The sequence below is a fragment of the Amycolatopsis sp. WAC 01416 genome (assembly GCF_003947485.1).
Classification (GTDB): Bacteria; Actinomycetota; Actinomycetes; order Mycobacteriales; family Pseudonocardiaceae; genus Amycolatopsis.
The window spans coordinates 170,795-195,691 of record NZ_QHHX01000007.1; the positions used below are offsets into that span (position 1 = coordinate 170,795).

Sequence of the window (24,897 nt, forward strand, 5' to 3'; positions counted from 1 at the left end):
CTCAGTCGATGAGGACGTTCTTGTAGAACAGGTTCGCGTAGCGGTTGATATTGTCCATGCTGCTGCGCGAACCGAAACCCATGTACAATCGGGTTTCCCCGGCCAGGCTCCGGTAGATCCCGAGTCCCTCCGGCTCGCGGAACACCAGCGACTGCCCCGCCTTGGTCAGCGCGCGGCTCTTCACCGTGCCGGTGTTCATGTCGATGCACGTGACGTAGGAATTGATGTCGGCGGGATCCGCGTGGCCGGTACCGTCCAATGTGTACAGATACTGGCCGTAGATGGTGTACCCCTGGAACGTCACCGTCTCGCTGGACAGTGCGGGCTGCGGGAAGTGCACCAGCGGCGCGCTGAAGTTGCCTGCCGCGGCGGACGCCAGCGGGTACACGCTGATGTGCATCCTGCCGCCTTCCTTGCGGCGCACCGCGATCCGCTTGTTGATCGGATCGGTGGCACAGGTGATCGTGTCGCTGCCGGTGAGGAACTTCTTCACCGACGGCGTGCCACCGTTGACGAACTTGAACCTGGCCAGCGCCGTCCCGCGACCGGCACCGGTGGGTCCGTCCGAGTCGCATTCCATCCAGATGTAGGAGTCGGTGCCCACCGGTTCGACGCCGATCGAGACACCGTGCCCGGCGTTGTTGAGATGCATCGAGCCCTGGATCTCGCCGGAGAAGTTGACCTGCGTGATGCACAGGTCGTCCCCGGTCCCGCCGTTGCGGGCGTTCACGATGAAGATGCGCACGTTCTGGTTGTCGAAGGCGAAGCCCTGCATCACGTGGTGCGACTCGTGCAGGATCTTGCTGCGGAACTCGTCGTAGGACGGCTCGGTGAGGTCGAAACGCTTGGACACCGGCATCGCGGTGATCGCGGCCGAAGCCGGTCCGGCGAACATCGCGCCGGAGCCGAGCAGTGCCGTCGTCGCGGCGAGTCCGCCGCCCATGCGCAGCAGTGAACGTCGAGAAACTTGCTCGGACATGAGCGCTCACCTTCGTCGAGTTTCGAGGTCCGATCGAAACTTCTTCAAGCTCGTACAAGATTCGTACAATGCGGCCGCGAACCCGGGCACGCCGCTCTCTAGTCCCCGCTCAAAGCCGGTGCCAGGGAAGCAGTCCAGAAGTCGGCGTAGCGGCCGCCGCGGCGGAGCAGCTCGTCATGGCGGCCTTCTTCCACGATCCGGCCGCCGTCGAGGAAGGCGATGCGATCGGCGCCCCGGACCGTCCGCATCCGATGCGCGACCAGCACGACCGTCCTGCCCGCCATCAGGCGTTCGATGCCCTCGTGGACTGCGGTCTCGTTCACCGGATCCAGCGCGGAGGTCACTTCGTCCAGAAGCACGATCGGCGCGTCCTTCAGCAGAGCACGTGCGATCGAGACGCGCTGACGTTCGCCTCCCGACAGCAGCGTGCCACCCTCGCCGACGATCGCCGCCCAGCCGCCGGGCAGCCGCTCGATCACCTCGTCCAGCCGTGCGGCGCTCGCGGCCGCCCGCAGTTCGGCCTCGGTGGCGTCGGGACGGCCCAGTCGTACGTTCTCCTCGATCGTGCCGTCGAAAAGGTAGACGTCCTGGAAGACGATGGCGATCCTCGCCATCAACTCCTCGGTGGCGACGGAGCGCAGGTCCACGCCGCCCACGCGCACCGCGCCCGCGTCCACGTCGTGGAAGCGCGCGAGCAACTGCAGCAGTGTGCTCTTGCCCGCGCCCGAGGGGCCGACCACGGCGAGTCGCTGCCCCTCGGGCACGGACAACGACAGGTCGTCGAACACCGTGCGATCGCCATGCCGGAAGGTGACGGACTCCAGATCCAGGCCGTGACCCACCGGCCGGATCGGGTCGGCTGCCTCGGGCAGGGGCTCGGTGCGCAGGACCGCGTCGAGCCTGGCCAGTTCGGAGCGCGCGGAGCGGAGTTTGCCGCCGATGTCGGCCAGCGACAGGACAGGATCGGCGCCGCGGGCGGCCAGCACCAGGATCGTCAGCACCTCCGCGACACCGATGCTCCCGCCGAGCGCGAGGTAGGTGCCCAGAAGCAGCAACACGGTGAACATCGCCTGCACCACGAGCGTCAAGCCGATCATGCCGGGCAAAACTGACAGCACGGTACGGCGGGACGCGCGCTGAAGTCCTTGCAGCGCCTCATCGAGCAACGCGAAACGGTGGGCGCTCCGGCCGCCGGCGCGCAGCACCGGCTGAGCCTGAAGGAACTCGATGACGCGGCCGGTGGCCTCGGTGTCACGTTCGTGGCGGTCGGCATCGTGCCCGGCCACCGAGCGACCGGTCCGGAGCTGGATCGCCACCACAAGGGGAACGGCGAGGAGCGCGACCAGCCCCAGCTGCCAGTTGAAGGCGAGCATCACGCCGATGATCGTCACGGGGGTGACGAAGGCGGAGATGTAGGGCCCCAGCAGATGCGCGATCACGCCCATCGTCTCCAGCACGCCCTTGCCCGCCAGGACGGACAGCTCCCCGACGCGGCCGGTGCTGTACCAGCCGAGGGGCAGCCGGGCCAGATGATCGCCGAGGCGGTGGTACATCCCCCGCAGCAACGTGGTTCCGGCGCGGAAGCCGAACAGATCGCTGACATAGCGCAGCACCGCGTAGATCGCGACCGCGCCGCCGAACATGATCAGCCAGGGCACCGCGTCCGCGGGATTGTTGCCGAACAGGGCCGTCAGCACGGGAACCAGCAGTGCGTAGGACACGCCCTCGACGACCGCGGTCATCGTCATCAAGGCCACGGTGCGACGCACTGGCCGGGCGTAGTCCTGGCCGAGGACGTGCAGCAGGGTGGGGATCATCGGTACTCCTCGGATTGCCAGAAGGCGGCGAACTTTCCGTTCCGTGCCAGCAGGTCGGCGGGTCTGCCCTGTTCGACGATCGACCCGTCGTCCAGCATCACGACGGTGTCGGCGCCCGCGATCGTCTCCAGGCGGTGGGCGATGAGCAGGATCGTGCGATCGCTCTCCAGCGTCGTCAACGCCCGCCGTACCGCCTGCTCGGTCTGCGGGTCGGCGAAGGCGGTCGCCTCGTCCAGCACCAGGACGGGGGTGGCGGCGAGCAGGGCCCTGGCAAGCGCGATCCGCTGGGCCTCGCCACCCGACAGTCCGGCTTCCCGCCCCAGCACCGTGTCGTAGCCGTGTGGCAGCTCGAGAATCCGATCATGGATGTTCGCCATCCGGGCTGCATGGACCACGTCGTCGAGATCGGCGTGCGGTACGGCGAGCGCGATGTTGTCCGCGACGGAGGCTCGCAGCAGGCGAACGTCCTGGAAGACGAAGGAGACCATCCGGTAGAGGTCATGGCTGCCGAGCTCACGCAGATCGACGCCGCCCAGGGTGACCGAACCGTGGGCCGGGTCGAAGAAACGCGGCAGCAACTGGACCAATGTGGACTTGCCGCTGCCCGAGGGCCCGACGATCGCGGTGACCGTGCCCGGTTCGAGGACCAGGTCGATCCCGCGCAGCACCTCGCGATCGGCCTCGTAGCCGAAGCGGACATCACGCAGTTCCACCCGGTGGCCCCGAGGCGCGATCGGATGCGCGGGCTCCGGCAGCGGTGCGACCTCGAGCACGGTCCTGATCCGGCCGATCGCGCGCTTGGCGGCCTGCAGATCGTCGAAACTGTGGGCGATCAGTGCCGCCACCGGGGCGGTCAAACCCAGTCCCAGCAACAGGAACGGCAGCAGGTCGGCCGGGGGCAGGCCACCGGTCGTGATCAGCACGGTGCCGCCGATCAGGACGACCAGCAGCACGAACGGGGGTGACAGCACCAGCTGCATGCCGGCCGCGAGCACGGAAAGGCCGCGTACGAAGCCGTGGTAAACGCCGACGAAGTCGTCGGTGGCCGTGCGGAACCGGCGGTGGGCGCGCCCGGCGCCGCCGAACGCCTTGACCACCGAGATGCCCTGCACGAACTCGACGACGGAATCGGCGATCCGCCCCATGGCCGCGTCGAACCGCTTCTCCTGTTTCAGCCGGGCCGGGGTCATCATCAGCGGGATGTGCGCCAGCGCCAGCGCCACCGGGATCAGCGTGATCAGCGTGAGCCGCCAGTCGATGGTGAACAGGTAGACCAGCGAGACCAGCGGCACCACGAACGCGGCGACGAGCTCGCCGGGGGCGTGGGCGATGAACGGGTGCACGGCACTGACGTCCTCGCCGACCACCTTGGCCAGCTCACCGGTCCGGCGCCGGGAGAACCAGCCGATCGGCACGCGTCCCAGCCGCGCGGCCAGATGACGGCGAAGGGTCAATTGCACCCGGCCGTCGAGAAGGTGCCCGATTCCGGACGACGCCGCGGTGAACAGCAGCCGGACGAGCAGGCCGACGGCACCGGCGATCGCGGCGAACCAGACCCGATCGTGATCGATCGGGCCAGGGACGAGCAGCGCGCGCCCCAGTTCGACGACCGCCAGCAGCGGCGCCAGTCCCGCGACCGCGCCGATCACCTGCAGGAAGACAACGGCGCCGAAGCTCCATCTGTAAGGGCGCAACAGTCCGGCCATGGACTGTCCCGCCGCGAAATCGGTCGTAGTCATCGCTCTCCTGATTTCGTGGCGGGCCGGTCAGCCGCACATCGCCGTGTCGTACAGCGCCGCGAGCGCGTCGTTGATGGGATGGGGCAGCGGAGTGCCCGTGGCGTCGAACCTGTTCCACCGCTGCATGTTCACCGCGACGGCCAGCCGCCGCTTGCCGTCGGCGCTGGTCATGGCCAGTGAGCCGGCACCCCAGACGGTGCCGCCATGCCCCCAGAAGGTGCCGGTGGGCGTCTCCATCGGGTACAGGCCCAGCCCGTAGTCGATGATCTTGCTTTCCTGGGAGACGACGCGGACGGTGCGCCGCATTTCCGCCAGCGACGACGGGCTGACGATCTCCCCGGCGAACAGCAGGCCGAAGAACCGGTTGAGATCCGAGACGGTCGAGATCAGCGATGCCGACGGCCCCACATAGGACATGTCGAAGACGCTGAAGTCGCGCGGCGGCTCGTACCTGCCGAACCACGCCTCGTAGATCCGCGACTGCGGGCCGTCGAACCGCGGTCCATCGGGAAACTCCGTGTCGCGCAGGCCGGCGCGTTCGATGACGTTCTTGGTGATGCACTTTTCGGCCGTGGCGCCGGTTACGTGCTCCAGGAGTTGGCCGAGAAGCAGATAGTTGGTGTTGGAGTACAACCCCGGAGTGTCGCCTGGCGCGGAGAAAGCCGGTGCGGCGACGCCCTTCTCGATCAGCTCGATGGTGTCGAACCGGGTGTGCCGGTGATCCTCCAGGCTCTGCGGCGTGGTTTCGGCGAGGGCCGGGAACGCCTTGAGCGAGGGGTAGACATACGGAAGGTATTCGGCGAAGCCACTGGTGTGGTTGATCAACATCCTGATCGTGATCGCGTCGCCGCGGCTCCCGGGAACCAGCCTCGGGAGGTAGCGGCCGATCGGCGCGTCGAGTCCGATCTGACCGTCTTCGACCAGCTGCAGCACGGCGGCGGCGGTGAAGGTCTTGGTGATGCTGCCGACGCGATGCCGCATGTCGGTGGTGACAGGGCGGCCGGTGGCGAGGTCGGCGACCCCGGCGGCGCCGCACCAGACCTCGTCGCCGTCACGCACCTCCGCAAACAGGCCAGGCATCCCGGCGCGGTGGACATTCTCGATGGCGATGGTCAGCTTCGCGGAGTCCAGCGGTTTCCTCACGACATACGTCCTTTCGTCTTCCCCGAGTCCGTCTCGTGCCACCATTATGCACGCAGTGCGTGCAACACCAAGTGCATAAGTTAAGCTGGGGCTCGACGAGAGGGGTGAGATGACAGGCAGAAGGCGCTGGTCGACCGAGGACATCCTGGACGCGGCGGCGGAGTTGCTGCGCACGGGCGACACCGAGTCCTTCAGTGTGCGCAAGCTCGCGGCAGTGCTCGGGACCGATTCGTCCAGCCTGTACCGGCACTTCCGCAGCAAGACCGAACTGCTGCGCGCGGTAGCCGACCGGATCCTCCTGTCCGCTATGGACGGTTACCGGCCCGAAGGCGACTGGAAGCAGCGCATCACGACCCTGGCCCTGCGCGTGCGGGAGGCCTTCGGTCAGCACCCGCAGCTCGCCGCGGTCTGGGGACGCTACGCCTCAGGCGGCACCGGTTCCCGCCTCGTCATGGAAGAAGTGCTGCAGGCGTTACGCGAATCGGGGTTGCCCGACGCGGAAATCCCGGCGCGCTACCACCGGATCGCGGTTCTCATCGCGGCGTTGATCGCCTCGGAGGCCGGGGTCAGCACCCTCACTCCCGAAGAGTACGAACAGGGAATGGAACTGTTCCGCGTCGCGGTACTCGGCGCCGATCCCGAACGCTTTCCCGCACTGGCCCATTTCGCCCGCGACGTCCGCCCTCTCGGCGAGGACCGCCTCGCCGTGTTCGAAGAGATCCTCGCCGTCCAACTCGCCCACATCGAGGCCGCGATCGGCTGAGAGGCGGACGGGCTGGTCACCTCGGTGCCGCACGCTATTGGACGCGACCCTGCCGATCAGACGGGCCGGGACGATCGCCTGCCGGAGGGAGGGCCTGAGCACTATCGTGGCGCCCATTTTCGCGGAGCATCGACGGCTGCGCGGAGTGACGCACAGCGAGCGCGGCCGCAATCAGATCGAGTGCGAGCTTTCCCCTGACGGCGCTAGCGGGGCATTCCGGCGTGAACAAGGCTGATCCGATGTCGGAAACGCTCGAGCCGCCGAGGCTGTCGGCCCTGGAAAGACTGAAGTATCAAGGCGATCCGCTCGCCGATGCCGTCGTCGCCGAGTTGGTGGCCGACGAGCGGACGAGCGCGGTGAACGAGGTCCTGGCGCAGTTCAGGGACAACGACCAACCCATTCCGGAGAACCTGCCGGAATCGGTGCGCCGGTACCTGATCGAGACCGACACACCGCCGGGTTGGGCGGATCTCGAGCGGGTCGCGGCGGCGTACGAGTTCTTCGTCGACGACGGTATGCACGTCGCTTCGGTGCTGTCGTTCGGGGCGATGGTGAACTGCTATGCCCAGCCACGGCCGTCTCGCGTCCTGTCACTGACCCACCGGCTCAACCAGCCGCACCGACGGCTGTCGGAGACCTCCCAATTCGTGCTGAACCTCATGGGCCCCGACCCGTTCGGTTCCGGTGGCGCCTTCGTGCCCACGATCCAGAAGACCCGGCTGATCCACGCGGCCGTCCGGTACTTCATCACCAGATCCGGTGAGTGGGACGTCGAGGCGGAGGGTGTCCCGCTGTGCCAGCAGGACATGCTGGGAGCACTGCTGATCTTCTCGGTGCAGGTCATCGACGGGATGCGGCGGATGGGCGTCACGGTGACCGACCGCGAAGCCGAGGATTACTACTACGTCTGGCGAGTGACGGGCGCGATGCTCGGCATTCCCGCCGAAGCGATGCCCGAAACACTGCGAGAGGCCCAAGAACTGAACGCCGGACTCGTCGAGGCGAGCTACGGTCCCTCCGTCGAAGGCACCGAACTGACCCGCAACCTCTTACGACTGTACGAAGACATGGTGCCCGGCAAGGCCTTCGACGGAGTGGTCGCCGCGATGGTCCGCCAGGTCGTCACCGAAGAGGTCGCCGACTGGCTCGAGGTGCCGCGCTCACGCGGCTGGGGTCGCGCCGTCGGCGCGGGCGTACGGGCCATGCGACTGCTGGAACGATCCGAGGATCACAGCCGGGTGGCCACGGCGGTGCTCGACAAGGCAGGCGATCTCCTGCTCGGCGGCAGCGTCCGCACCCTCACCGACGGACAGTCCACCGCCCTGACCATCCCGGCGGCCCTCCGCGAGAAATGGCTCGCCGCGGGCGTCTGCCCCGTCGCACCTCAGCGGACCTGACGCTCTCACGCAGGGCGGCTGTCACGGCCGCCACCTGCGCAGACCCGGCATTGTTAGGCTGTTCGGGTTACCGTCTTTTCAGGCCGCCGGACGAGCGGGGTCCGGCAGGCCCGACGACGGGAGCTGGTGATGGCGCGGACGGCGGGCGGCCGTGGTGGCACCGAGGTCCCCGCCTGGGTGGAGCCGATGCTGGCCAAACCGGACGGCGGCCGGCTGCGGGAAGGCCCCGAGTGGGCCTACGAGTACAAACTCGACGGCTATCGGGCGTGCATGCGGATATCGCCCGCCGGTACGACGGTGCTGACCAGCCGCAACGGTATCGACTTCACCGCCGAGTTCGCCGGTCTCGGCGGCGTCCTCGCCGAAGCCCTGGAGGGCAGGGCCGCGGTGCTGGACGGCGAGATCGTCGTCTACAACGAGGCCGGGGAGATCGACTTCGGGGCGTTGCAGGAGCGCCGTGGCCGCTTCCAGACCCACGGAACGAGCCGCCGCGGCGAGCCTTTCGACGATGTCCCGGTGCGGTATCTCGCCTTCGACCTGCTGCAGCTGGGTACGGAGAAGTTGCTGAACGAGCCCTATGACGAGCGCCGCCTGCTGCTGACCGGGCTGCCGATGCCCGATCCCTACCGGATCTCCACGGTGCGCGGCTTCACCTTCACCGAACTCGCCGCGGACCGCCGCACCCCGGCGCATCTGCTCGAGCACGTCGTCTCCAGCGGCCACGAAGGACTGGTCGCCAAACACCGCACCTCGGTCTACAACCCCGGCCGCCGCAGCGACGCCTGGCTCAAACACCCGCTCACCCGGACCACCGAGGTCGTCATCTGTGGTTACCGGCCCGGTCAGGGCCGTATCACCGGGCGCATGGGCGGACTTCTGCTCGGTGCCCACGATCCAGGCACCGGCGACCTCGTCTACATCGGTGACGTCGGGACGGGGTTCAGCGAGGCCGAACGCTCCCGGTTGCAAACCCGGTTGGACGCACTGGCACGGCGGAGCCATCCGTTCGCCGTCACCCCGCCGCGCGAGGACACCGTGCGGGCGCGCTGGGTGGACCCGGTGCTGGTGGGCGAGGTCGAATACCGGCACTTCACCCGCGGCGCCGGCCGCCTCCGCCACACGGCCTGGCGAGGTCTCCGGCAGGACAAGGAACCTCGCGAGGTTCTCAAGCCTCAGCAGCCCGGGCCCCGTGGCGCCGAGCCGGCCCGGATCGCCACCGAAGCGCCCGGCACCGGGGAACCACCCGAGGCACCCGTGCGGCTCGGCCCGAAGATCACCGTGCAGGCGGGAGAACGCCGCCTCACTTTGTCGAACCTGGACAAGGTGCTCTACCCGGACGGGTTCACCAAAGGCGAGGTCATCAACTACTACTCCCGCATCGCCCCCGTCCTGCTGCCGCACCTGTCCGGGCGGCCGATCACGTTCATCCGCTTTCCCGACGGCGTCGAAGGTGAGCAGTTCTTCGAGAAGAACGTCCCGCACGGCGCACCGGCCTGGCTTCCCACGGTGAGGCTGGCCCGCTCCGGCTCCCGCGGCGCCGGTGAAGCGGTCACGTACGCGCTGCTCGACGAACTCGGCGCCTTGGTGTGGGCGGCCAACCTGGCCGCCCTCGAACTTCACATTCCACAATGGACTGTCGACGCCGACGGAGCCCGTCGTCCGCCGGACCGGCTGGTGTTCGACCTCGACCCCGGGCCGGGCACCTCGATCGTGCATTGTTGCCGTGTCGCGGAACGGCTTCACGACGCTCTGACCGCCGACGGGCTGACGCCGTTCGCGAAGACGTCCGGGTCGAAGGGTATGCAGCTCTACTGCGCCGTTTCCACCGGCGATCCCGCCGCGCCCTCGGCCTACGCGAAGAAACTCGCGCAACGCCTCGCACGCGAGACCCCGGACGACGTGACCGCCGTGATGGCCAAGGCCCAGCGGACCGGGCGGGTGTTCATCGACTGGTCACAGAACAATCCGGCGAAGACCACGGTCGCCCCGTACTCACTCCGCGGTCGCGACCAGCCCACCGTCTCCACCCCGGTCAGCTGGGACGAGGTCCGCTCCTGCCGGCGTCCGGCGCAGCTGGTGTTCACCGCGGACGACGTCCTCGACCGCGTCGGCGAGCAGGGAGACCTGTTCGCCGGCCTCGACCCGGCCCGAGCCGATCTTCCCTGACACGGGGCCCTGGCCGATCACGAAGTAGCGGCGGATCCGGGTGAGCCGACCAAGCCGCCGCGGCCGCGGGAACGAAAGCAGGCTGTCCTCGAAGGTCAGCACCTGTCCGTCGTCGTCGACGGGCGGGAAGGAGATCGCCTGTGTTCGGCAAACGCTATGCCGCCTCGATGATCAACCGTAGTGCGGAGAACGAACAGGACCGCCGCCGTTTTCTGCGCGCGGCCGGAGTGACCGGTCTGGGTGTCGTCGGCGCGGGGGCGCTCGGTGGTGTCGCCGGTCCCGCCGCGGCGGCGATGACCGCCCGGCCCGCTGTCAAGGAGACCGCAGCCGCCCAGATCAGTGATGGCGCGGTGCTCAATTTCGCGTTGAACCTCGAGTATCTGGAGGCCGAGTTCTACCTGCACGCCGTCACCGGCAACGGATTGGCGGATTCGCTCACCACCGGTACCGGCACCCGCGGCGGGGTGACCGGCGGGCGGGCGGTGCGGTTCAAGACCAAGGCCGCGCGCCAGTACGCGCAGGAGATCGCCGGAGACGAGAAGGCGCATGTGGCGTTTCTGCGTACCGCGCTCGGATCCGCGGCGGTCAGCCGCCCGGCGATCGACCTGCAGGCAAGTTTCACCGCGGCGGCTCAGGCCGCCGGCCTGGTCCGTAAAGGACAGAGCTTCGACGCGTTCGCCTGCGAGGAGAACTTCCTGCTCGCCGCCTACCTCTTCGAAGACGTCGGCGTCACCGCCTACAAAGGAGCCGCGCCACTGATCAGCAACAAGACCTACCTTGAGGCCGCTGCCGGGATCCTGGCCGTCGAGGCCTACCATGCCGCCAACATCCGTACCGCCCTTTACCAGCACAGCGGCGGCATTCTCGGCCTCGGGCTGCTCGGCCGGGATCTGCGCGAAGCCAGCGTGAAGCTTTCCAACGCCCGCGACAGTCTCGACGGCACCAGCGATCTCGACCAGGGCGTTGTCGACCGCGAGGGCCGGGCGAACATCGTGCCCACCGATGCCAACGGTATCGCCTTCAGCCGTACGCCAGGCCAGGTTCTCAACATCGTCTACCTCACCCCCAAGGCCGCCACCTCGGGCGGATTCTTCCCCAAGGGTGTCAACGGCGACGTCAACACCAGCGACGCCAACGGCTGAGCGGGCCGTGCGGGGGCCGGGCGGGACGACTGGTCTTGCCCGGCCCACTGCCGTCACTCGAACGTGTCATCCGGGCCACCTGTCGGCCGGGCGGTTCGCACCGAATACCCCACAAGAAGCGGGCCCGCGCCGAGGGGCTCATTCATCCGCAGAACAAATGGAGTTGTTTTCGTGAGCAAGCTTCGTGTCGCAGGAATCGGTTTCACCGCGATCGCCGCGCTGGCGTTGTCCGCCTGCAACGGCAATGACAACGCCTCGTCGGGCGGTTCCCCGGCGCCCGCCCCCTCCAGCGCGGCCCCGATGTCCAGCTCCGGTACGGCCGGTTCGCCCGACGGCGTGACCACGAACGCCGATGTGTTCGGCCCGGCGTGTTCGCAGTTGCCGCAGGGCAGCGCGCCGGGTTCGCTGGACTCGATGGGCCCGCAGCCCGTCGCCAGCGCCGCGTCGACCAACCCGCTGCTGACCAAGCTGGTCGCCGCGGTCAAGGCCACCAACCTGGTCGACACCCTCAACAGCCAGCAGGCCATCACCGTCTTCGCCCCGGCGGACCCGGCCTTCGCCGCACTCGGTGACGCCAAGTTCGCCGAACTGGCGGGCAAGCCGGACCAGCTCGCCCCGATCCTGCAGTACCACGTCGTCGGGAAGCGTTACGACGCCAAGGGCCTCGCCACCACCGGTTCGGTCGACAGCCTCAACACCTCCGGTGGCCCGGTCAAGATCGAAGGCACCGGCGAGAACATGACCGTCAACGGCGCCAAGATCCTGTGCGGCAACATCCCCACCAAGAACGCGACCGTCTTCGTCATCGACAAGGTGCTGACCCCCGGCACCAACAAGAACTGATCCTTCGTCCGGGCCACATCGAATACTCCCGTTACGGGTGGCCCGGTCATGGTGGCCGCCGCGGCTTCTTCGACCCCCGAGCCGCGGCGGCCATTCCTTGTGTCCACAGTGGCCGGTGAGGGGCATGACCCGGTCGTGCGGCGGATTTCGGGCCTCCGCCGCCGGGGGCGCCGATGCGGCGGCGTCCCGCCGGTCGTCGTCGTGGCCTTCACTCCATGGCCACGGCGGCGGCCGGCCTCCGTTCGTCGCGGTCGCTCATCGCGCAGCTGACCCGGAAGCCCAAGACCCATACCTGGCGCTTCGAGACCGAACCCGCCGCCGGCCGCACCGAACTGGCCGCGGGTACCGCGATCGAGCCGTTCGTCACCGAGGTGACGAACCATCCCGGTGTCCACGCCGCGCACGCGACGCTCGCGGGGACCCGTGACACACCGGCTGCCGGTGACCGTCGAATTCCGCTCTTCCGCCAAGGCGGGAGCGCGCGCCCTTTAGTGGGTGACCACGCTCGTGGAAAAGCGTCCATCGGTGATGACGAGCGTGCGATCCACGAACGGAGCCAAGGTTTCGTCGTGGCTGATCATGAGCAGCGCGGTGCCGTGCCGGGTCGCCGCGGCGGCGAGGACGTCGAGCAGCCGGGTGCGGTTGGCCGCGTCGAGAGCCGAGGTCACCTCGTCGCAGACGAGGACTCTCGGGTGGGCCATGAGCGCGCGGGCCACGGCACAGCGCTGGAGCTGTCCGCCGGAAAGCAGGCCGGGGCGGGGGCCGGGTGGGCCGAGCGGCTCGACGCCGAGGGAACGCAGGAGCTCCTCCGCTTCGAGCCGGGCGTCCGCGCGGCTGAGGCCGCGGAGGAGGCGGCCGGTGTCGGCCACTTGGTCGAGTACGCCTCGGAATTCGTCGAAAGAGGCGCGGCTGTCCTGGTGGACGTAGTGGACCGCGCGGAGTTGCGCGCGATCGCGACGACGGGCCAGGCGAGGAAGACGGACGCCGTCGACTTCGATCGTGCCCGCGGCCGGTGGGGTCAAACCCGCCAGTGCGCGGCCGAGCGTCGTTTTGCCCGCGCCCGAGGCACCGGTGAGTGTGGTGCGGCTGCCCGCCGCCAGCTCCAGGTCGACGTCCTCGACGAGCGTCGTCCGCCCGGCCCGCACCGTGAGCCCGCGGACGACGAGCACCGGGGACGTCGGCGACGCGGCCGAAGATCCCTCGAAACGTCCGTGTTCGGGAACGGCGGGGGACGGCACCAACCGGTGGTCGCGGAGTTCGTCGTCGTCGTCGGCGAGGGCACGCGCCAGTGTGAGGTCATGGGTCAGGATCAGCATCGCCGTCCCGGCACGGGAAAGCGCCGCGAGGCGGGTGGTGAGGGCGGTCCTGTTCGCCGCGTCGAGACCGCTGGTCGGTTCGTCGAGGACGAGCACACGGGGCCTGGTCACGAGGGTGGTGGCGAGGGCCATGCGCTGCTGCTGCCCGCCGGACAGCTGGTGCGGGAACCGGCGCCACAGATCCGGTTCGAGTCCCGCTTCCGCCAAGGCGGAGCGGGCCGCCGCCAGCCGCGCGGCGCGGCCATCGTGGTGAAGCGCGGCGAGTTCGGCCAGCACCGGACCGCAGCGGCGGACCGGGTCCAGCACCGCAGACGGCTGCTGCGGCAGGTGACCGATCACCCCTGCCCGCGCCCGCCGCAGTTCGGACGCGGGCCGGTCCAGCAGCGGGAATCCCGCGAGGCGGACCGAGCCGGACAGCTCGATCCCCGGGCGGGCTCGTCCGGTCGCGGCGAGGCCCAGTGTGGTCTTTCCCGCGCCGGACGCGCCGAGCACGACGAGGACGCGGCCGGGTTCGAGGGCCAGTGAGACGTCCTCCAGCAGAACGGTTTCCCCGGCGCGGGCGGACAGTCCGGCGATCTCCAGTACGGTCACGGGATCATCCGCCGGGTGGCGAGCAGCCGGTCGGTGACGAGGTTGGTGCCGACGCACAGAGCCATCAGCAGCGCGGCGGGCACCAGGACCACCGCGGGGGCGGTGTAGAGGGCTTCGCTGTTGCGTTCGATGACCACGGCCCAGTCCGGGGAGTCGGCCGGCAGGCCGAGCCCGAGGAAGTTCGCCGATGCCAGCAGATAGAGCACGACGCCGAGCCGTGTGCCGGCGTCGGTCGCGACCGGACCGGTGACGTGCCGGGCGACGTATCCGAGCTGGATGCGCCACCACGATCGTCCTTGCAGGGTCAGGGCTTCCACGGCGGTTCGGCAGCCCGGCGCCAGTGCCGCGGCCCGCACCACGCGGGTGATCGCCGGTAGCTGAAGGACGGCGACGGCCGGGACGAGCACGCCGGGCCCGCGGTGTCCGGTCGCGGCGAGCACCATGAGGACCAGCAACGAGGGGAAGGCCAGCACGAGGTCGAGTGATCGCATCACGGTCTCGTCGGCCAGCCGTCCGCGCCCGGCCGCGGCGAGACCGAGCGGTACCCCGACGAGGTAGGCGAGCAGGAGCGCGGTGACCGTCATGCCGATCACGGGAAGGCCACCCGCGAGGATCACGGTGAGCGTGTCGCGGCCGAGGACGTCGGTGCCGAGCGGATGGGCGGTGTCCGGTGCCTGCCACGGTGCCCCGACGGACACAACGGGGCCCGCGATCACCGGCCCGGCCACCGCGAGCAGGAGCGGCACCGCGAGCAGCGGCCAGCCGAGGGCTCTGCTCACCACGTGACCAGCTCCCGGCGTGGGGTCAGCCGGTGCGCGACGAGGTCGGCGACGAGGTTCCCGAGCACGACCACACCGGCGAACACCAGCACGTATCCCTGCACCTGCGGGATGTCCCGGTTCTGCACGGCTTCGACGAAACCCGTGCCGAGGCCGGTGATCGCGAACAGGGACTCGACGATCACCGTGCCGGTCAGCAGCCCTTCGACGGCGCGGGCGAGTTGCTGCACGGCGGGGGCCGCGGCGGCGGGCAGGAGGTGCCGCAGCACCACGGTGCGTTCGGGCAGGCCGAGCAGCCGCAGATGCTCGGCCACCTGCCCCCGGGTCTGCTCGGCGATCCCGATCCGGAGCTGCCGGGCGACATCGCACAGTTGCCTGCCGACGAGCACGATCACCGGCAGCACGAGCACCTCGGGGCGCGCGGCGAGGTCCGTTCCGGCCGCGGTGGCCGGGAGCAACCCGGTGTAGACGGCGAATCCCGCGACCAGCAGCAGGCCGAGGACGAACTCCGGTATCGAATGCAGGAACAGCGTGACGGCGGTGAGCACCCGGTCGATCCGCGTCCCTTCGCGGAGTCCGCAGGTGACCCCGATGACGAGCGCGAGCGGTACGAGCACGAGCAGGGTCGCTCCGGCGAGCACCGCGGTGGCGGCGAAGCGGCGGACGATCTCGTCGGTCACCGGGGCGCCGGTCACGAGCGACCGGCCGAGATCGCCGGTGACCAGTCCCGAAAGCCAGTTCCCGAACCGGTCGAGGAGCGGCTGGTCGAGGGCGAGCCGTTGGCGTACGGTCGCCACCTGCTCGTCGGTGGCCTGTTCGCCGAGCACGACCGAGGCCGCGTCGCCGGGGAGCAACGCGGTCACGGCGAATGTCGCGATCAGCACGACCATCGCCTGCAGCACGGCGAAACCCAGCCGCCGCACGGTGTGACCCGGCACGTCAGGACAGCCGGGCGCGGTCGAACCTCGCCCACTCGAAGGTGTTCGGCGGTGCGGTCACCAACCCGGAAACCCGCTTCGACACGGCGATCGTCCAGGTGCTGAACCCCCAGGCGAGCAGGCCGCCGGAGTCGTGCACGATCCGCTGGGCGTCGCCGAACAGCGCGAGCCTGGCGGCTTCGTCCGGGGTGGCCGCGGCGCGGTCCATGAGGGCGTCGAATTCCGGTGAGCCGAATCCGTTGACGTTGTTGGAGCCGCCGGTGCGGAAGCGCTGGTTGAGGAACGTCGCCACCGGCAGGGTGGCCGTGCGGGTGAGCGCGGCGACCCCCTTGGTCTTGATCTCGCCGAAGTAGGTGCTCGACGCGCGTGTGTTCGGCGTGACGGTGAGCCCGATTTCCTTGAGCTGCTGGGAAATCAGCGTGGCCGCGGCGGCGAAGCCCGGGTCGACGTCGCTGGTTTCGACGGCGAAGGCGAGCCCCTCGGCTCCTGCCTCCCGCACGAGCGCCCTGGCCAGTTCCACGTCGCGCCGACGTTGCGGGATGCCGGCGGCGTACCCGCGGAGCCCTTTGCCGAACAGGTCGTTGCCGATTTCGCCGCGACCGGCCAGCGCGACCCGGTTCAACGCCTCCCGGTCCACTCCGGACAGTACGGCGCGCAGCAACCTCGGGTCGGTGAACGGCGGCTGCGTCAGGCGCAGGATCAGGCCCTGCATCGTCGTTCCCTTGGCTTCGAGCAGCGAGACACGCCCGTCGCCGGTCAGCCGGGCTGCGGTACCGGCCGCGAGATCGTGGGCGTAGTCGACCTGCCCGGACAGCAAGGCGTTGACGCGCGCGGTTTCGTCGTTGACCGGGACGAACTCCAGCTCGTCGATACTCGGTGCGCCGTCCCAATAGGACTCGTTCTTGCGGAACACCGCCGGGCCGCCGGGAGTGAACGAGACGAAGCGGAACGGGCCGGACCCGATCGGCGCCGTGAAGCCCGTCGTCCCGGCAGGCACGATCTCCGCGCCCGGCGCGCCCCACCCCGACGGGAATTCGAAGTCGGGAGCGGTTAGCGTCAGTTCGAGTTCGGTGGGCGACAACGCCTTGCTGCGGGCGAAGTCCACCTTCGCGAAGTATTGCCGGGACGAGGAAGCCAGGGCGGGATCGGCGATCCGCCGGAAGGTGTAGAGCACGTCGTCCGCGGTGACCGGACGCCCGTCGTGGAAGGCCGCCTGCCGCAGCCTGATCCGCCAGCGCGTACCGGAACCGTCACTTTCCCAGGACTCGGCCAGCCGCGGCCGCAACGAGGTGTCGGCGTTGTAGGCGACCAGCGTGTCGAAGAGCGCTTTGGCCCGCGCCTGGTCGACGAAAAGCGAAACCTGTGCCGGATCCAGGGTTTCCTTCGACCCGCCCGCGGCGAACGCGACCTTCAGCCGTCCCGCGTCCGCGGGTGCGGTCCCGCAGGCGGCCAAGGGCGTGAGCGCGGCCAAAGCGAGCAGGCGCCGACGAGTGAGCGGATGACGCGTCATAGGGACCTCCGGGACATCGAGCACTGTCCCGGGCGCGCGGCCGCACGTGAACGGGACCCCGCTCCGTACTCCACGACAGTTGGGGCTGGCAGCACTCGGCGGGCAGTCCGGCTCACGGCACAGGCCGTTCACGGTTGCGGGTCAGCGCCGGATTCACACCGGCTTCCCCCGACGGGCACCTTCTTACGTTGTGACGCACACGGTAACCCATGATCGAGGTGTGCTACACAGGATGAAGATCACGAGGGGAGCGCGGTGGACCAGGGACTCGCGGCAAGCTGGGTGCGACGGTGGGATGTCCAGCAGGAACGCTACATCGCCGACCGCGAAGAACGCTTCGACGTCCTGATCGATGTCGTCGAGCACGTCTGCCGCGACGTCGCCGAGCCGCTGGTGCTCGACCTCGGCTGTGGTCCGGGTTCGCTGGCCACCAGGCTCGCCCGGCGGCTACCGCGAGCGCGAGTCGTCGGCATCGACAACGATCCGTTCCTGCTCGGCCTAGCCGAGGCCACCCGGCCTGCGCACGCGGCCATCGAGTACCTCCAGGCCGACCTCGCCGAACGCGGGTGGCTGAAGTGGCGGCCGATCGACGCCGCGGTCTCGACGACCGCCCTGCACTGGCTGCGTCCCGAGCGGCTCGCCGAGACCTACCGTGACCTCGCCGGCGCGTTGAGGGAAGGCGGGGCGCTCGTCAACGGCGACCACTTCTACGACGCACAACCCGGCATCCGAGACCTCACCGAAACCGTCAAGAACCGTCGTGCCGCGCGGGCCGGAGTCGAGTCCCACGAAGACTGGAAAAGCTGGTGGGCCGCGGTCGCCGCCGATCCCGCGCTGGGGGAGCGGTTCACCGCGGCCGAGTTGCGGGGTATCTCGACCGGCTACGGCAACCGGCTCAGCCCGCAGGAGCACACGAGACTGCTCAGGGAGGCGGGCTTCGCGGAAGCGGCCCCGGTGTGGCAGTTCGGCGACGACTACGTCCTGGCGGCGCTGCGCTGACCCCGCCGGACGGCACGCCGAGCTGCCTGGTGGTCGGTCCGTGAAGGCCTCCTTGAGGGACTCTGGGTCCCTCAAGGAGGCCTTCACGGACGGGTGAGCGTTCCTCGTCCGGCGGTGCATAGTGGTCCGGATGTGTCCCGTGTGGACAGTCGAGGTGTGGTCGTCTCGTTGCCCTGTTCAGGAATGCGGGCTTCGACCTCATGAGTGAGGGCCCTTACCTATTGCCTTCGGGCTGGCCAGTGCCGCCAACGGCGTAGAAGCTGTGCGGGGACTGCCTGCCGAAGGGAAGACTGTGTCGAAGCGATTCCGGGAGCCCGTGGCGTCCGCTCTCGGGTTGCGTCTGGTCCGGGGCCGCATGGTGGCAGGCGTGGTGCGCCGGATGGCCACCATGCCGGACGTCGCCCCTTACCTGCGAGACTCCTCTCGTCCGGTGGCGGTCCGGCTCATCGGAGAGGTGCTCTCGCGATGCCTCGACGCACTCATGCCGGGCAGCGCGCTCGGCGGAGGAAAGGACGCGTTGCGCTCACTCCCCGGCGAACCGGCCGCGGTCAGGACCGTGGTCGCCCGGGTGCTGGGCAGGCTCGCCTGGGAGCAGCTTTCCAGGCTCATCGAACCGCTCGACACCACCTCGCAAGCGGTGCGCGACGCGGCGGAGGGCTGGCCGAATTCGGTGTGGTGCGCAGTCACATCCAGAACGGCGAGGACGGCGCGTTCACCGTCACCGCTGTCACGGTCGATGGCGAGTTGTCGCCGGGCAGCGACGCCCGTCTGCTGAGTGAAGGCCACGCGACGGTGACCGCGCTGAATTCGGTCGCCGAAGACCCTGACCTGGACTGGTGATCACCCGCATGCCTTCTGACGACCGGGGAAACGTCATATCCGCCGCAGCGCTCGCCTTGCTGGAGAGCGACTCGCGCCTCGAACGGAAGATCGACGAAGCGACGGCCGAACTCGCGCGACAGGACGATCGGCGCGGTAGCGCCGGCCTTCCAAGGCCGCCGAAGGGGCCGCGCTGACGCGAACAAACCACTGCTCGGGTCCATCGCCGATCAAGGCGGCCGGATCATCCTCGACTTCATCTCCTGTGTCATGACCGTTCATCGTCCCGGAGAAATACGTGGTAATCGGTTGCCACTCGTTCGGCGCGGTCGTTCCAAGCTGAGCCCGTGCCGGCTCGGGAGAAGCTTCCGGAACTTCATCCGGTCGAGCGCGAGGCCATGTTCACGTCTCGGGGTGTAGCAGTGGCATCACTGGGAACGACTCCCTTACGACCTGGCCCAAGGAGGATCTTGTAGTGCAACAGATCGAGAGCTTCGTCCACGACGATCTGAACGATTTGGCTTTGAGGATCGAGAAGTGCGCGAAAGACCTGCGCGAAGAGAAGAAGAAACCGGTTCGTGTTTCGTCGATGACGTTGACCAACGTCTTCGTCCCCCGAGGACACGAGGATGCCGGGCTGACGTACTCCGCGCTCGTTTGCTTCGACATCGGTTGAGACGGACCAGAAGCCCCGCACGCGTGAGTGGGGCTCCCGGTCCTTAGTCTGGAGGCGGTTTTGTGGTGGCGGAGTGATCGGGCGGTTGTGCGTACCGTGACGCACAAGAAGTCGCTTCGCTCCGCGTTCTTCGGTTCAATCGCGCTCGACCGCGAACCTGAGGGACTGGAGCTGCATGAGCGACAAGGACGACCGCCCCTTCACCGTGGGTGGCGACTTCTCGGTGAAGGGCTCCAACTTCGCCGGCCGGGATCAACACATCGGTGACACCGTCGGTGGCGACAAAGTCGGCCGCGACAAGGTCACGAACACGAAGGTCCGGTTCGGACTCGGCGTCCTCGCCCTGGCACTGGTGGGTGGTGGTGGGTACATCGTCAGTCAGGAACTCGGCTCGTCACCCACCGACGTGGTGTATCAGGAAGGGCTCGACGGCGCACTCAACACGGTGAGCGCGATCAGACAGGCGGAGATCGATCTCAACGCCGCTGACTGGTGCGTGCTGGCATCCGCGAAGTCCGGAGACACCTGCCGGGACGTCATCGCTTCCGCCTTCACCCGGAACCCGGAGATGCGTGCCGAGATCAACGATGTGGTGATCGGCGGAGTCGCCGGCTCGAACAACGCCGCGCAGGTGAACGTGTCACACCGCGGCGCCAAGGTCGGTGTACTCCCCATGCGCTGGGACGGCAAGCGGTGGGAGATCGACCCTGGCGCCTATCTCCTGGCTGTCAACAATGGCGGTGTGGTCATGACGGCTGTGCTGAACGCCCACCAGTGCGGCGCCTTCCTCGGAACGACCACGGGGTGCAAGAAATGAGCGAGTATCCGTTTCCCGCCACGATCGTGGTCGTGGACCTGCGATCGTTCAGCAAACTGAGGAACCCCGACCAGATCGCCGCTCGGCGACAGCTCTACGGCTTGCTCGCGGACGCGTTCACCGCGGGAGGGGTCGACTGGAAGCTGTGCGCGCACGAAGATCGTGGTGACGGCGTGCTGGTGATCGTGCCGACCGAGACTCCGAGAGCGGTGCTGCTCGGGCCCGTCCTCGCAGAGTTCGCGCATCGCGTGGAATCGGCGGAGAGGCTCTCTTCTGGCTGGGCTTGCCAAGTACGGGTGGCGGTCCAGGCAGGCGAGGTGCATCAGGATGAGAACGGTTTCGTCGGCTCGGACGTGAACCATGCCTTTCGGCTCGTGGACTCCGACGTACTTCGCGAAGCGTTGTCCACCACCGACCGAAGGTGTGCCGTCCTAGTCTCGGACGTGCTGTACCAGGCGACCGTCCGCCACGGTTACGACCAAATCGACCCCAATGCCTTCCATTGCACGGTGGTGCACGTAAAGGACGTCACAGCCACGGCATGGCTGTCGATTCCCGGCGACGACGCCGCCGCACGTGATGTGGCGGCGCGGCAACGCGGCCCCCAGCGATCGGACGCGCAGAACGCCGTCGGCGGGAACGTGACCATCACTGACTCGAACGTCTCCGGCAGAGACCAACACATCGGCGACAAGGTGGCCGGCGCCAAGGTCGGCCGCGACCTCATCAACAACCAGACGTTCGTAGAACAAGTACGCCGCCACCCGCGCGCCGCCATCCTGATCCTGCTCTTGCTCCTCCTCGGTGTCGGCTGGGTTGGTTACGCGTTGCTCAGCGCGGACGACGGAGGCGCGGCCATGCCGGACAACAACTCGTCCTCACCGGACGCCGGTCAACCGCTGCGCGATCCCGGCATTCTCGTTGGCAGCTGGCGATCATCGGACGACACGGGAACAAAGGTGTACAGCGGAAATGGAGGAAGCTGCGAAGGATTCTACTACCACCAAGGTAGGGTCCTTGACATCGGCGGCCAGATGACCTGCCGTATTTCGAGTCAGCCCGACGTCAATGGACGCTACACTTTTCAAGTTACCCAGAAACCCAATCAAGCCAGTTATAAAATCACGTTCGACTCGCCTGATCAGGCAACGATATACGGTTCCGACGGCGCGCCGATCTACCGACTCAGCAGGTTCTGATCACCTCGTTACGTTTAGCCCTGCGACGACGATGTAGTCAGCGACCTCGCAAGCCGGACGGAACGAGACACGAGCGTGACAGCGATTTCGCAGTTGGCCATCGTGACCTCCGGGCACCGCGTCGGCAGTTTCTGGCGAAGGCTCGACGATGCCGAACGTGAAGCCCTGGTCTCCAAGGCCGTCCTGCGCCGATATGAAGTCGGCGCCACGCTGATCCGGGCCGGCGATCCGGACAATTGGGTCGCTGTGCTTCACAGCGGACGAGTCCGGCTGTTGGCAGCTGACGGGAAAACGCCCATCGCGCCACGGTTCGCCGGAGACATTGTGGGCGAACAGGCTGTGCTGGATCGCGAAGTGAGGTCTGCGACAGTCCAAGCGGAGACACCGGTGCGCGCGCTCATCATCGACGGCAGCGCGTTCGACCGCTACCTGGCACAACGTCCCCGCGTGCTCCGCGTCCTTTGCGCCGTAGTGTCCGAGCGCCTGCGCGAGTCGGATCGGAACATCGTCGGCCAGAACGACGATGCTTTCACGAAGATCGTCGAAATGCTGTTGCGTTATGTCGATGATTTCGATCCGGCCTACAGTGATCGGCTCAGGTTCGCCATCGGATCCCAGGCCGCGTTGGGTGAGTCATTGGGGTTGTCGCGAGAATCGGTGGTGCGCGCCCTCAAAACACTTCGAGAAGATAAAGTCATCACGACCGACCGTGGTGTGATCACTATCAAGGACGTCGACGAGTTACGCGCTCGGACCAGTCGATAACAAAGAGGGCCGGTCTGCCACATGTGACGCACATGCACAAGCCGATGAAGCGCCTTCAATGGTTACCTCGACACGATCCGGTCGAGTATCACATATGTCCAGAACGGACTGGGCAGCGAAGGAGAAATCATGCTCTGGCGTTTGACGGCCTGCGCCGTGATCATCGCGGTGGTCGCGGGTGGGTGCGGGGTATTCGGCGGTAAGCACAAGGTCGGCGAGTGCGTCCGTACCACTGTCGGCGTCGGCGGCACCGACATCAAGCCGGCGGAATGCCCCACGAGTGGGAACGTGATGGACAACCTCGGCGACCCGATCTACAAGATCACCCACGTCGGAGGCTACGAGGAGAGTTGCCCCGAGGACGACAAATACGGGATCCAGCTGAAACACGAGCCGGACGACGCCGTCTACTGCCTCGCGATCGCGCGCTGACGTGGGAAGACCTTCGAATCTCACGACCGGCGCGATGCTCCTGACATTCCTTGTCGTCCTGACATCGTGTGGCGGGGATACGGGCCAAGGCGCTACCACGGCCACGACGAAGTTCGTGGTGGTCGGTGTTTCGTCAGCGCATCGGGCGGGACAGGCCGGCCAGGACCTGCTTCGCTGCCCGCCCACCCGACGAGGCCACGTCGGGTGAGTGAGGGCCTATCGAGCCGATAGTCGCCGGCGAGGTGAACGGGGCCGAGGTGTCGGCACAACGTCGGCAAAGAAGGTCCGCGGTGAGCCGGGTGACGATCTCCTCGTCGGTGAGCCCGAACAGGCTGAGAAGACCCGCGCCGCTGACGAACCCAGCGTGACCTGCGACTTCGGCGCACGACGGGGACTCCTCGGTGTCGACGTCGTCCGGGACGTGGCGGTGCTGACGCTCCGGCGTCCCGAGAAGCTCAACCGGCGTCTCCCGGTTCGTCATCGGCAACCCGTGCCTAGCTTCGATCGGGCCCCTTCGCCGTGCCGGCAGGCCGGTACCGCACGTTGACTTCCGAGCTGGGGTCGCCGTCACCGACCTGGTGCAGGTGAATGGGCGCGCGGCCCGGGTTGTGGTAGAGCCGGATGCCCTCGCCGAGCAGGACCGGTGCGATGTGCAGGTCGATCTCGTCGATCAGTCCCAGGTCGAGTAGCTGAGCGCCGATGGTCGGGGACAACACTTCGAGGTTCTTGCCGCCGGCGGCTTCGAGTCCGAGCCGTACCGCCTCCGCGGGGTCACAGTCGAGGAAGGTGACTCCCTCGGCGGGTGCCGCGTCTTCGGGGTGGTGGGTGAGCACGAAGATCGGCCCGTCCCAGTCGCCGCCGTACGGGCGGCCACCACTCGCGGCGGCCATGTCCCAGCCGTCTCGACCTCCCAGCACGGCGCCCGTGGTCGTGACGTATTCGCCTTCCAGGCCCGGGCGGTTCGTCCCGGTCATCCAGTCCATCGCGTGGTCCGGGCCCGCCACGAAGCCGTCCAGCGACATCGTGAAGTGCCAGAGCACCTTTCCCGCCGCGGTCTGCGGTTCGGTGTCGTTCATCCGTAGGCTCCTCGGCTTGGTTGCGGCAGCGGGACGTTCGTCAGCCGCGTTCGGTTCTCCCGGCGAAGCGTCGGCGTTGTCCTTCGTGGATGTCGCTCACCCATTCCCAGCCGGGCTCGGCCGCCGGGCCGATTCGCGGGTCATCGGGGTCACGGCCGTCACGCAGGGCGTGCACGTACGCCCGATCCTGGCGCATCCTCGCGCGTACCCGATCACCTCTGCCGACGGAACCATGCCCGGGGACGACGACCTCGACGTCGTCTGCCACACCTTCGAGCAGCCGCAGCCCGACGAGGTACTCCTCGATCGGGTCATTGGTGTCGTGCACGTCGTCGAGCATCGGAATGAAGACATCCGAGAGCATGTCGCCGGCGACGAGAACGCCGCGTTCTTCGATCAACAGTGCCGCGTGGCCCGGGGCATGCGCCGGATGCTCGATGATCCGGACTTCAGGACCATCCCAAGGAATCCGCGCGGTCTCGGCGGGCAGACCCGTGATGAGACCGTACAGGTCCAGCGGTGTCACCTCGGCGATTTCCGGCGGCAACCCCTCGGCGGCGCGGGCCTTCCAATCCGCCTTCGACCGCACATCTCGCATATGAGCCGCACAACGGGCTGTACCGAAACGAGGCACGTCGCCAAGATCAGCGTGCCACAGCACGTGATCCCAATCAGGATGGGTCGAGAATCCCGCCACGACGGGCTCGCCCAACTCCCGAAGGTCGTTCGCGAGACAGGTCATCTCATCGCCCGTTATCCCGGGGTCGATGAGCAGCACGCCGCCATTGCCCCGCACGACAACGGTGTTGTTCCGAAGCAACTCGCTCTGATGGACCAGCACTCCCTCGGCAACCTGGGTCAGCATGAGGCTCCTTCCGCGGCCTGCGGCTTGATGTCGTTCATTCGTAGTCTCCCGCCTTGCGTCCGAGTCGACGGACTGCGCCCCGACAGGCGACACGCACCGATCAGGTTTTCGCGCCGCGTTCGTCTA

At 68.1% G+C, this 24,897-nt stretch carries 24 protein-coding genes and 1 riboswitch; of the genes, 12 read left to right on the forward strand and 12 right to left on the reverse strand.

What is annotated here, in order from left to right; all coding sequences use genetic code 11:
• Position 1: 1 nt before the first annotated feature.
• From DL990_RS24610 to DL990_RS24625, 4 genes are all read right to left on the reverse strand, one after another.
• The gene (locus DL990_RS24610; RefSeq protein ID WP_125788545.1) at positions 2 to 979 is read right to left on the reverse strand and encodes a teichoic acid biosynthesis protein C; all 978 of its coding nucleotides are present in this window, start codon (positions 977 to 979) and stop codon (positions 2 to 4) included.
• Between the two features lie 98 nt (positions 980 to 1,077).
• A complete protein-coding gene (locus DL990_RS24615) occupies positions 1,078 to 2,796 on the reverse strand; it encodes an ABC transporter ATP-binding protein (RefSeq protein WP_125788544.1) in 1,719 nt (572 codons plus the stop codon).
• Positions 2,793 to 4,535 (reverse strand): ABC transporter ATP-binding protein, encoded by a 1,743-nt coding sequence (locus tag DL990_RS24620; protein WP_199746579.1) that lies wholly within the window; start codon positions 4,533 to 4,535, stop codon positions 2,793 to 2,795. The genes DL990_RS24615 and DL990_RS24620 overlap by 4 nt, the downstream gene beginning before the upstream one ends.
• 27 nt (positions 4,536 to 4,562) lie before the next feature.
• Entirely contained in the window at positions 4,563 to 5,678 is a 1,116-nt protein-coding gene (locus DL990_RS24625; protein ID WP_233599167.1) for a serine hydrolase, read from the reverse strand.
• Positions 5,679 to 5,787: 109 nt separating this feature from the next.
• On the opposite strand from DL990_RS24625, the gene DL990_RS24630 reads away from it, so the two are divergent.
• The 5 genes from DL990_RS24630 to DL990_RS24650 all read left to right on the forward strand — a co-directional run bounded on the left by DL990_RS24630 (position 5,788) and on the right by DL990_RS24650 (position 11,989).
• Positions 5,788 to 6,441 (forward strand): TetR/AcrR family transcriptional regulator, encoded by a 654-nt coding sequence (locus DL990_RS24630; protein ID WP_125788542.1) that lies wholly within the window; start codon positions 5,788 to 5,790, stop codon positions 6,439 to 6,441.
• A 239-nt stretch (positions 6,442 to 6,680) separates the two neighbouring features.
• Positions 6,681 to 7,838 (forward strand): oxygenase MpaB family protein, encoded by a 1,158-nt coding sequence (locus DL990_RS24635; protein WP_125800033.1) that lies wholly within the window; start codon positions 6,681 to 6,683, stop codon positions 7,836 to 7,838.
• Positions 7,839 to 7,967: 129 nt separating this feature from the next.
• Positions 7,968 to 10,004, forward strand: a complete 2,037-nt coding sequence (ligD, locus tag DL990_RS24640; RefSeq protein ID WP_125800034.1) for a DNA ligase D — start codon at positions 7,968 to 7,970, stop codon at positions 10,002 to 10,004.
• 140 nt (positions 10,005 to 10,144) lie between these two features.
• Positions 10,145 to 11,146 (forward strand): ferritin-like domain-containing protein, encoded by a 1,002-nt coding sequence (locus DL990_RS24645; protein ID WP_125800035.1) that lies wholly within the window; start codon positions 10,145 to 10,147, stop codon positions 11,144 to 11,146.
• 171 nt (positions 11,147 to 11,317) lie between these two features.
• Complete coding sequence (locus DL990_RS24650) at positions 11,318 to 11,989, forward strand: fasciclin domain-containing protein (RefSeq protein WP_125800036.1); 672 nt, start codon at positions 11,318 to 11,320, stop codon at positions 11,987 to 11,989.
• A gap of 208 nt (positions 11,990 to 12,197) precedes the next feature.
• On the opposite strand, the gene DL990_RS24655 is transcribed toward DL990_RS24650, so the two are convergent.
• From DL990_RS24655 to DL990_RS24675, 5 genes are read right to left on the reverse strand one after another with little or no spacing between them, the layout of a single operon-like run.
• Positions 12,198 to 12,419: a hypothetical protein gene (locus tag DL990_RS24655; protein WP_125789103.1), complete on the reverse strand. Its 222-nt coding sequence runs from the start codon at positions 12,417 to 12,419 to the stop codon at positions 12,198 to 12,200.
• A 58-nt stretch (positions 12,420 to 12,477) separates the two neighbouring features.
• On the reverse strand, positions 12,478 to 13,896 hold the full coding sequence (locus DL990_RS24660) for an ABC transporter ATP-binding protein (RefSeq protein ID WP_125800037.1): 1,419 nt from the start codon (positions 13,894 to 13,896) through the stop codon (positions 12,478 to 12,480).
• The gene (locus DL990_RS24665; protein WP_125800038.1) at positions 13,893 to 14,678 is read right to left on the reverse strand and encodes an ABC transporter permease; all 786 of its coding nucleotides are present in this window, start codon (positions 14,676 to 14,678) and stop codon (positions 13,893 to 13,895) included. The genes DL990_RS24660 and DL990_RS24665 overlap by 4 nt, the downstream gene beginning before the upstream one ends.
• Positions 14,672 to 15,613 (reverse strand): ABC transporter permease, encoded by a 942-nt coding sequence (locus DL990_RS24670; protein ID WP_125800039.1) that lies wholly within the window; start codon positions 15,611 to 15,613, stop codon positions 14,672 to 14,674. The genes DL990_RS24665 and DL990_RS24670 overlap by 7 nt, the downstream gene beginning before the upstream one ends.
• Before the next feature lies 1 nt (position 15,614).
• Complete coding sequence (locus DL990_RS24675; protein ID WP_125800040.1) at positions 15,615 to 17,123, reverse strand: ABC transporter substrate-binding protein; 1,509 nt, start codon at positions 17,121 to 17,123, stop codon at positions 15,615 to 15,617.
• Between the two features lie 83 nt (positions 17,124 to 17,206).
• Positions 17,207 to 17,321, reverse strand: a riboswitch (cobalamin riboswitch).
• A gap of 57 nt (positions 17,322 to 17,378) precedes the next feature.
• Here DL990_RS24675 and DL990_RS24680 point away from each other — a divergent pair.
• From DL990_RS24680 to DL990_RS24710, 7 genes are all read left to right on the forward strand, one after another.
• Positions 17,379 to 18,122, forward strand: coding sequence for a trans-aconitate 2-methyltransferase (locus tag DL990_RS24680; protein WP_125800041.1), 744 nt, complete (start codon positions 17,379 to 17,381; stop codon positions 18,120 to 18,122).
• Positions 18,123 to 18,414: 292 nt separating this feature from the next.
• A complete protein-coding gene (locus tag DL990_RS41300; protein WP_158632652.1) occupies positions 18,415 to 18,897 on the forward strand; it encodes a hypothetical protein in 483 nt (160 codons plus the stop codon).
• A 519-nt stretch (positions 18,898 to 19,416) separates the two neighbouring features.
• Positions 19,417 to 19,617: a hypothetical protein gene (locus DL990_RS24690; protein WP_125800042.1), complete on the forward strand. Its 201-nt coding sequence runs from the start codon at positions 19,417 to 19,419 to the stop codon at positions 19,615 to 19,617.
• 175 nt (positions 19,618 to 19,792) lie between these two features.
• The gene (locus DL990_RS24695; RefSeq protein WP_125789109.1) at positions 19,793 to 20,434 is read left to right on the forward strand and encodes a hypothetical protein; all 642 of its coding nucleotides are present in this window, start codon (positions 19,793 to 19,795) and stop codon (positions 20,432 to 20,434) included.
• Positions 20,431 to 21,633, forward strand: coding sequence for a hypothetical protein (locus DL990_RS24700; RefSeq protein ID WP_125800043.1), 1,203 nt, complete (start codon positions 20,431 to 20,433; stop codon positions 21,631 to 21,633). The genes DL990_RS24695 and DL990_RS24700 overlap by 4 nt, the downstream gene beginning before the upstream one ends.
• Before the next feature lie 75 nt (positions 21,634 to 21,708).
• Positions 21,709 to 22,398 (forward strand): Crp/Fnr family transcriptional regulator, encoded by a 690-nt coding sequence (locus DL990_RS24705; RefSeq protein ID WP_125789111.1) that lies wholly within the window; start codon positions 21,709 to 21,711, stop codon positions 22,396 to 22,398.
• A 129-nt stretch (positions 22,399 to 22,527) separates the two neighbouring features.
• On the forward strand, positions 22,528 to 22,830 hold the full coding sequence (locus DL990_RS24710; RefSeq protein ID WP_125789112.1) for a hypothetical protein: 303 nt from the start codon (positions 22,528 to 22,530) through the stop codon (positions 22,828 to 22,830).
• Between the two features lie 133 nt (positions 22,831 to 22,963).
• Here DL990_RS24710 and DL990_RS41920 read toward each other — a convergent pair whose 3' ends face one another.
• Genes DL990_RS41920 through DL990_RS24725 form a run of 3 tightly spaced genes read right to left on the reverse strand, consistent with a single transcriptional unit; the run spans position 22,964 to position 24,771 of the window.
• Positions 22,964 to 23,311: a hypothetical protein gene (locus DL990_RS41920; RefSeq protein ID WP_233620555.1), complete on the reverse strand. Its 348-nt coding sequence runs from the start codon at positions 23,309 to 23,311 to the stop codon at positions 22,964 to 22,966.
• 13 nt (positions 23,312 to 23,324) lie between these two features.
• A complete protein-coding gene (locus DL990_RS24720) occupies positions 23,325 to 23,906 on the reverse strand; it encodes a dihydrofolate reductase family protein (protein ID WP_125789114.1) in 582 nt (193 codons plus the stop codon).
• A gap of 40 nt (positions 23,907 to 23,946) precedes the next feature.
• Positions 23,947 to 24,771 carry an MBL fold metallo-hydrolase gene (locus DL990_RS24725; RefSeq protein WP_125800044.1) on the reverse strand — a complete coding sequence of 275 codons (825 nt, stop codon included), beginning with the start codon at positions 24,769 to 24,771 and terminating at the stop codon, positions 23,947 to 23,949.
• Positions 24,772 to 24,897 lie beyond the last annotated feature (126 nt).

Excerpts from the sequence above, each read along its gene's own strand:
- DL990_RS24610 (WP_125788545.1), bottom strand. The coding sequence starts at position 979 with ATGTCCGAGCAAGTTTCTCGACGTTCACTGCTGCGCATGGGCGGCGGA.
- DL990_RS24615 (WP_125788544.1), bottom strand. The coding sequence starts at position 2,796 with ATGATCCCCACCCTGCTGCACGTCCTCGGCCAGGACTACGCCCGGCCA.
- DL990_RS24620 (WP_199746579.1), bottom strand. The coding sequence starts at position 4,535 with ATGACTACGACCGATTTCGCGGCGGGACAGTCCATGGCCGGACTGTTG.
- DL990_RS24630 (WP_125788542.1), top strand. The coding sequence starts at position 5,788 with ATGACAGGCAGAAGGCGCTGGTCGACCGAGGACATCCTGGACGCGGCG.
- DL990_RS24635 (WP_125800033.1), top strand. The coding sequence starts at position 6,681 with ATGTCGGAAACGCTCGAGCCGCCGAGGCTGTCGGCCCTGGAAAGACTG.
- ligD (WP_125800034.1), top strand. The coding sequence starts at position 7,968 with ATGGCGCGGACGGCGGGCGGCCGTGGTGGCACCGAGGTCCCCGCCTGG.
- DL990_RS24675 (WP_125800040.1), bottom strand. The coding sequence starts at position 17,123 with ATGACGCGTCATCCGCTCACTCGTCGGCGCCTGCTCGCTTTGGCCGCG.
- DL990_RS24695 (WP_125789109.1), top strand. The coding sequence starts at position 19,793 with ATGAGCGACAAGGACGACCGCCCCTTCACCGTGGGTGGCGACTTCTCG.
- DL990_RS24700 (WP_125800043.1), top strand. The coding sequence starts at position 20,431 with ATGAGCGAGTATCCGTTTCCCGCCACGATCGTGGTCGTGGACCTGCGA.
- DL990_RS24710 (WP_125789112.1), top strand. The coding sequence starts at position 22,528 with ATGCTCTGGCGTTTGACGGCCTGCGCCGTGATCATCGCGGTGGTCGCG.
- DL990_RS41920 (WP_233620555.1), bottom strand. The coding sequence starts at position 23,311 with ATGACGAACCGGGAGACGCCGGTTGAGCTTCTCGGGACGCCGGAGCGT.
- DL990_RS24720 (WP_125789114.1), bottom strand. The coding sequence starts at position 23,906 with ATGAACGACACCGAACCGCAGACCGCGGCGGGAAAGGTGCTCTGGCAC.
- DL990_RS24725 (WP_125800044.1), bottom strand. The coding sequence starts at position 24,771 with ATGCTGACCCAGGTTGCCGAGGGAGTGCTGGTCCATCAGAGCGAGTTG.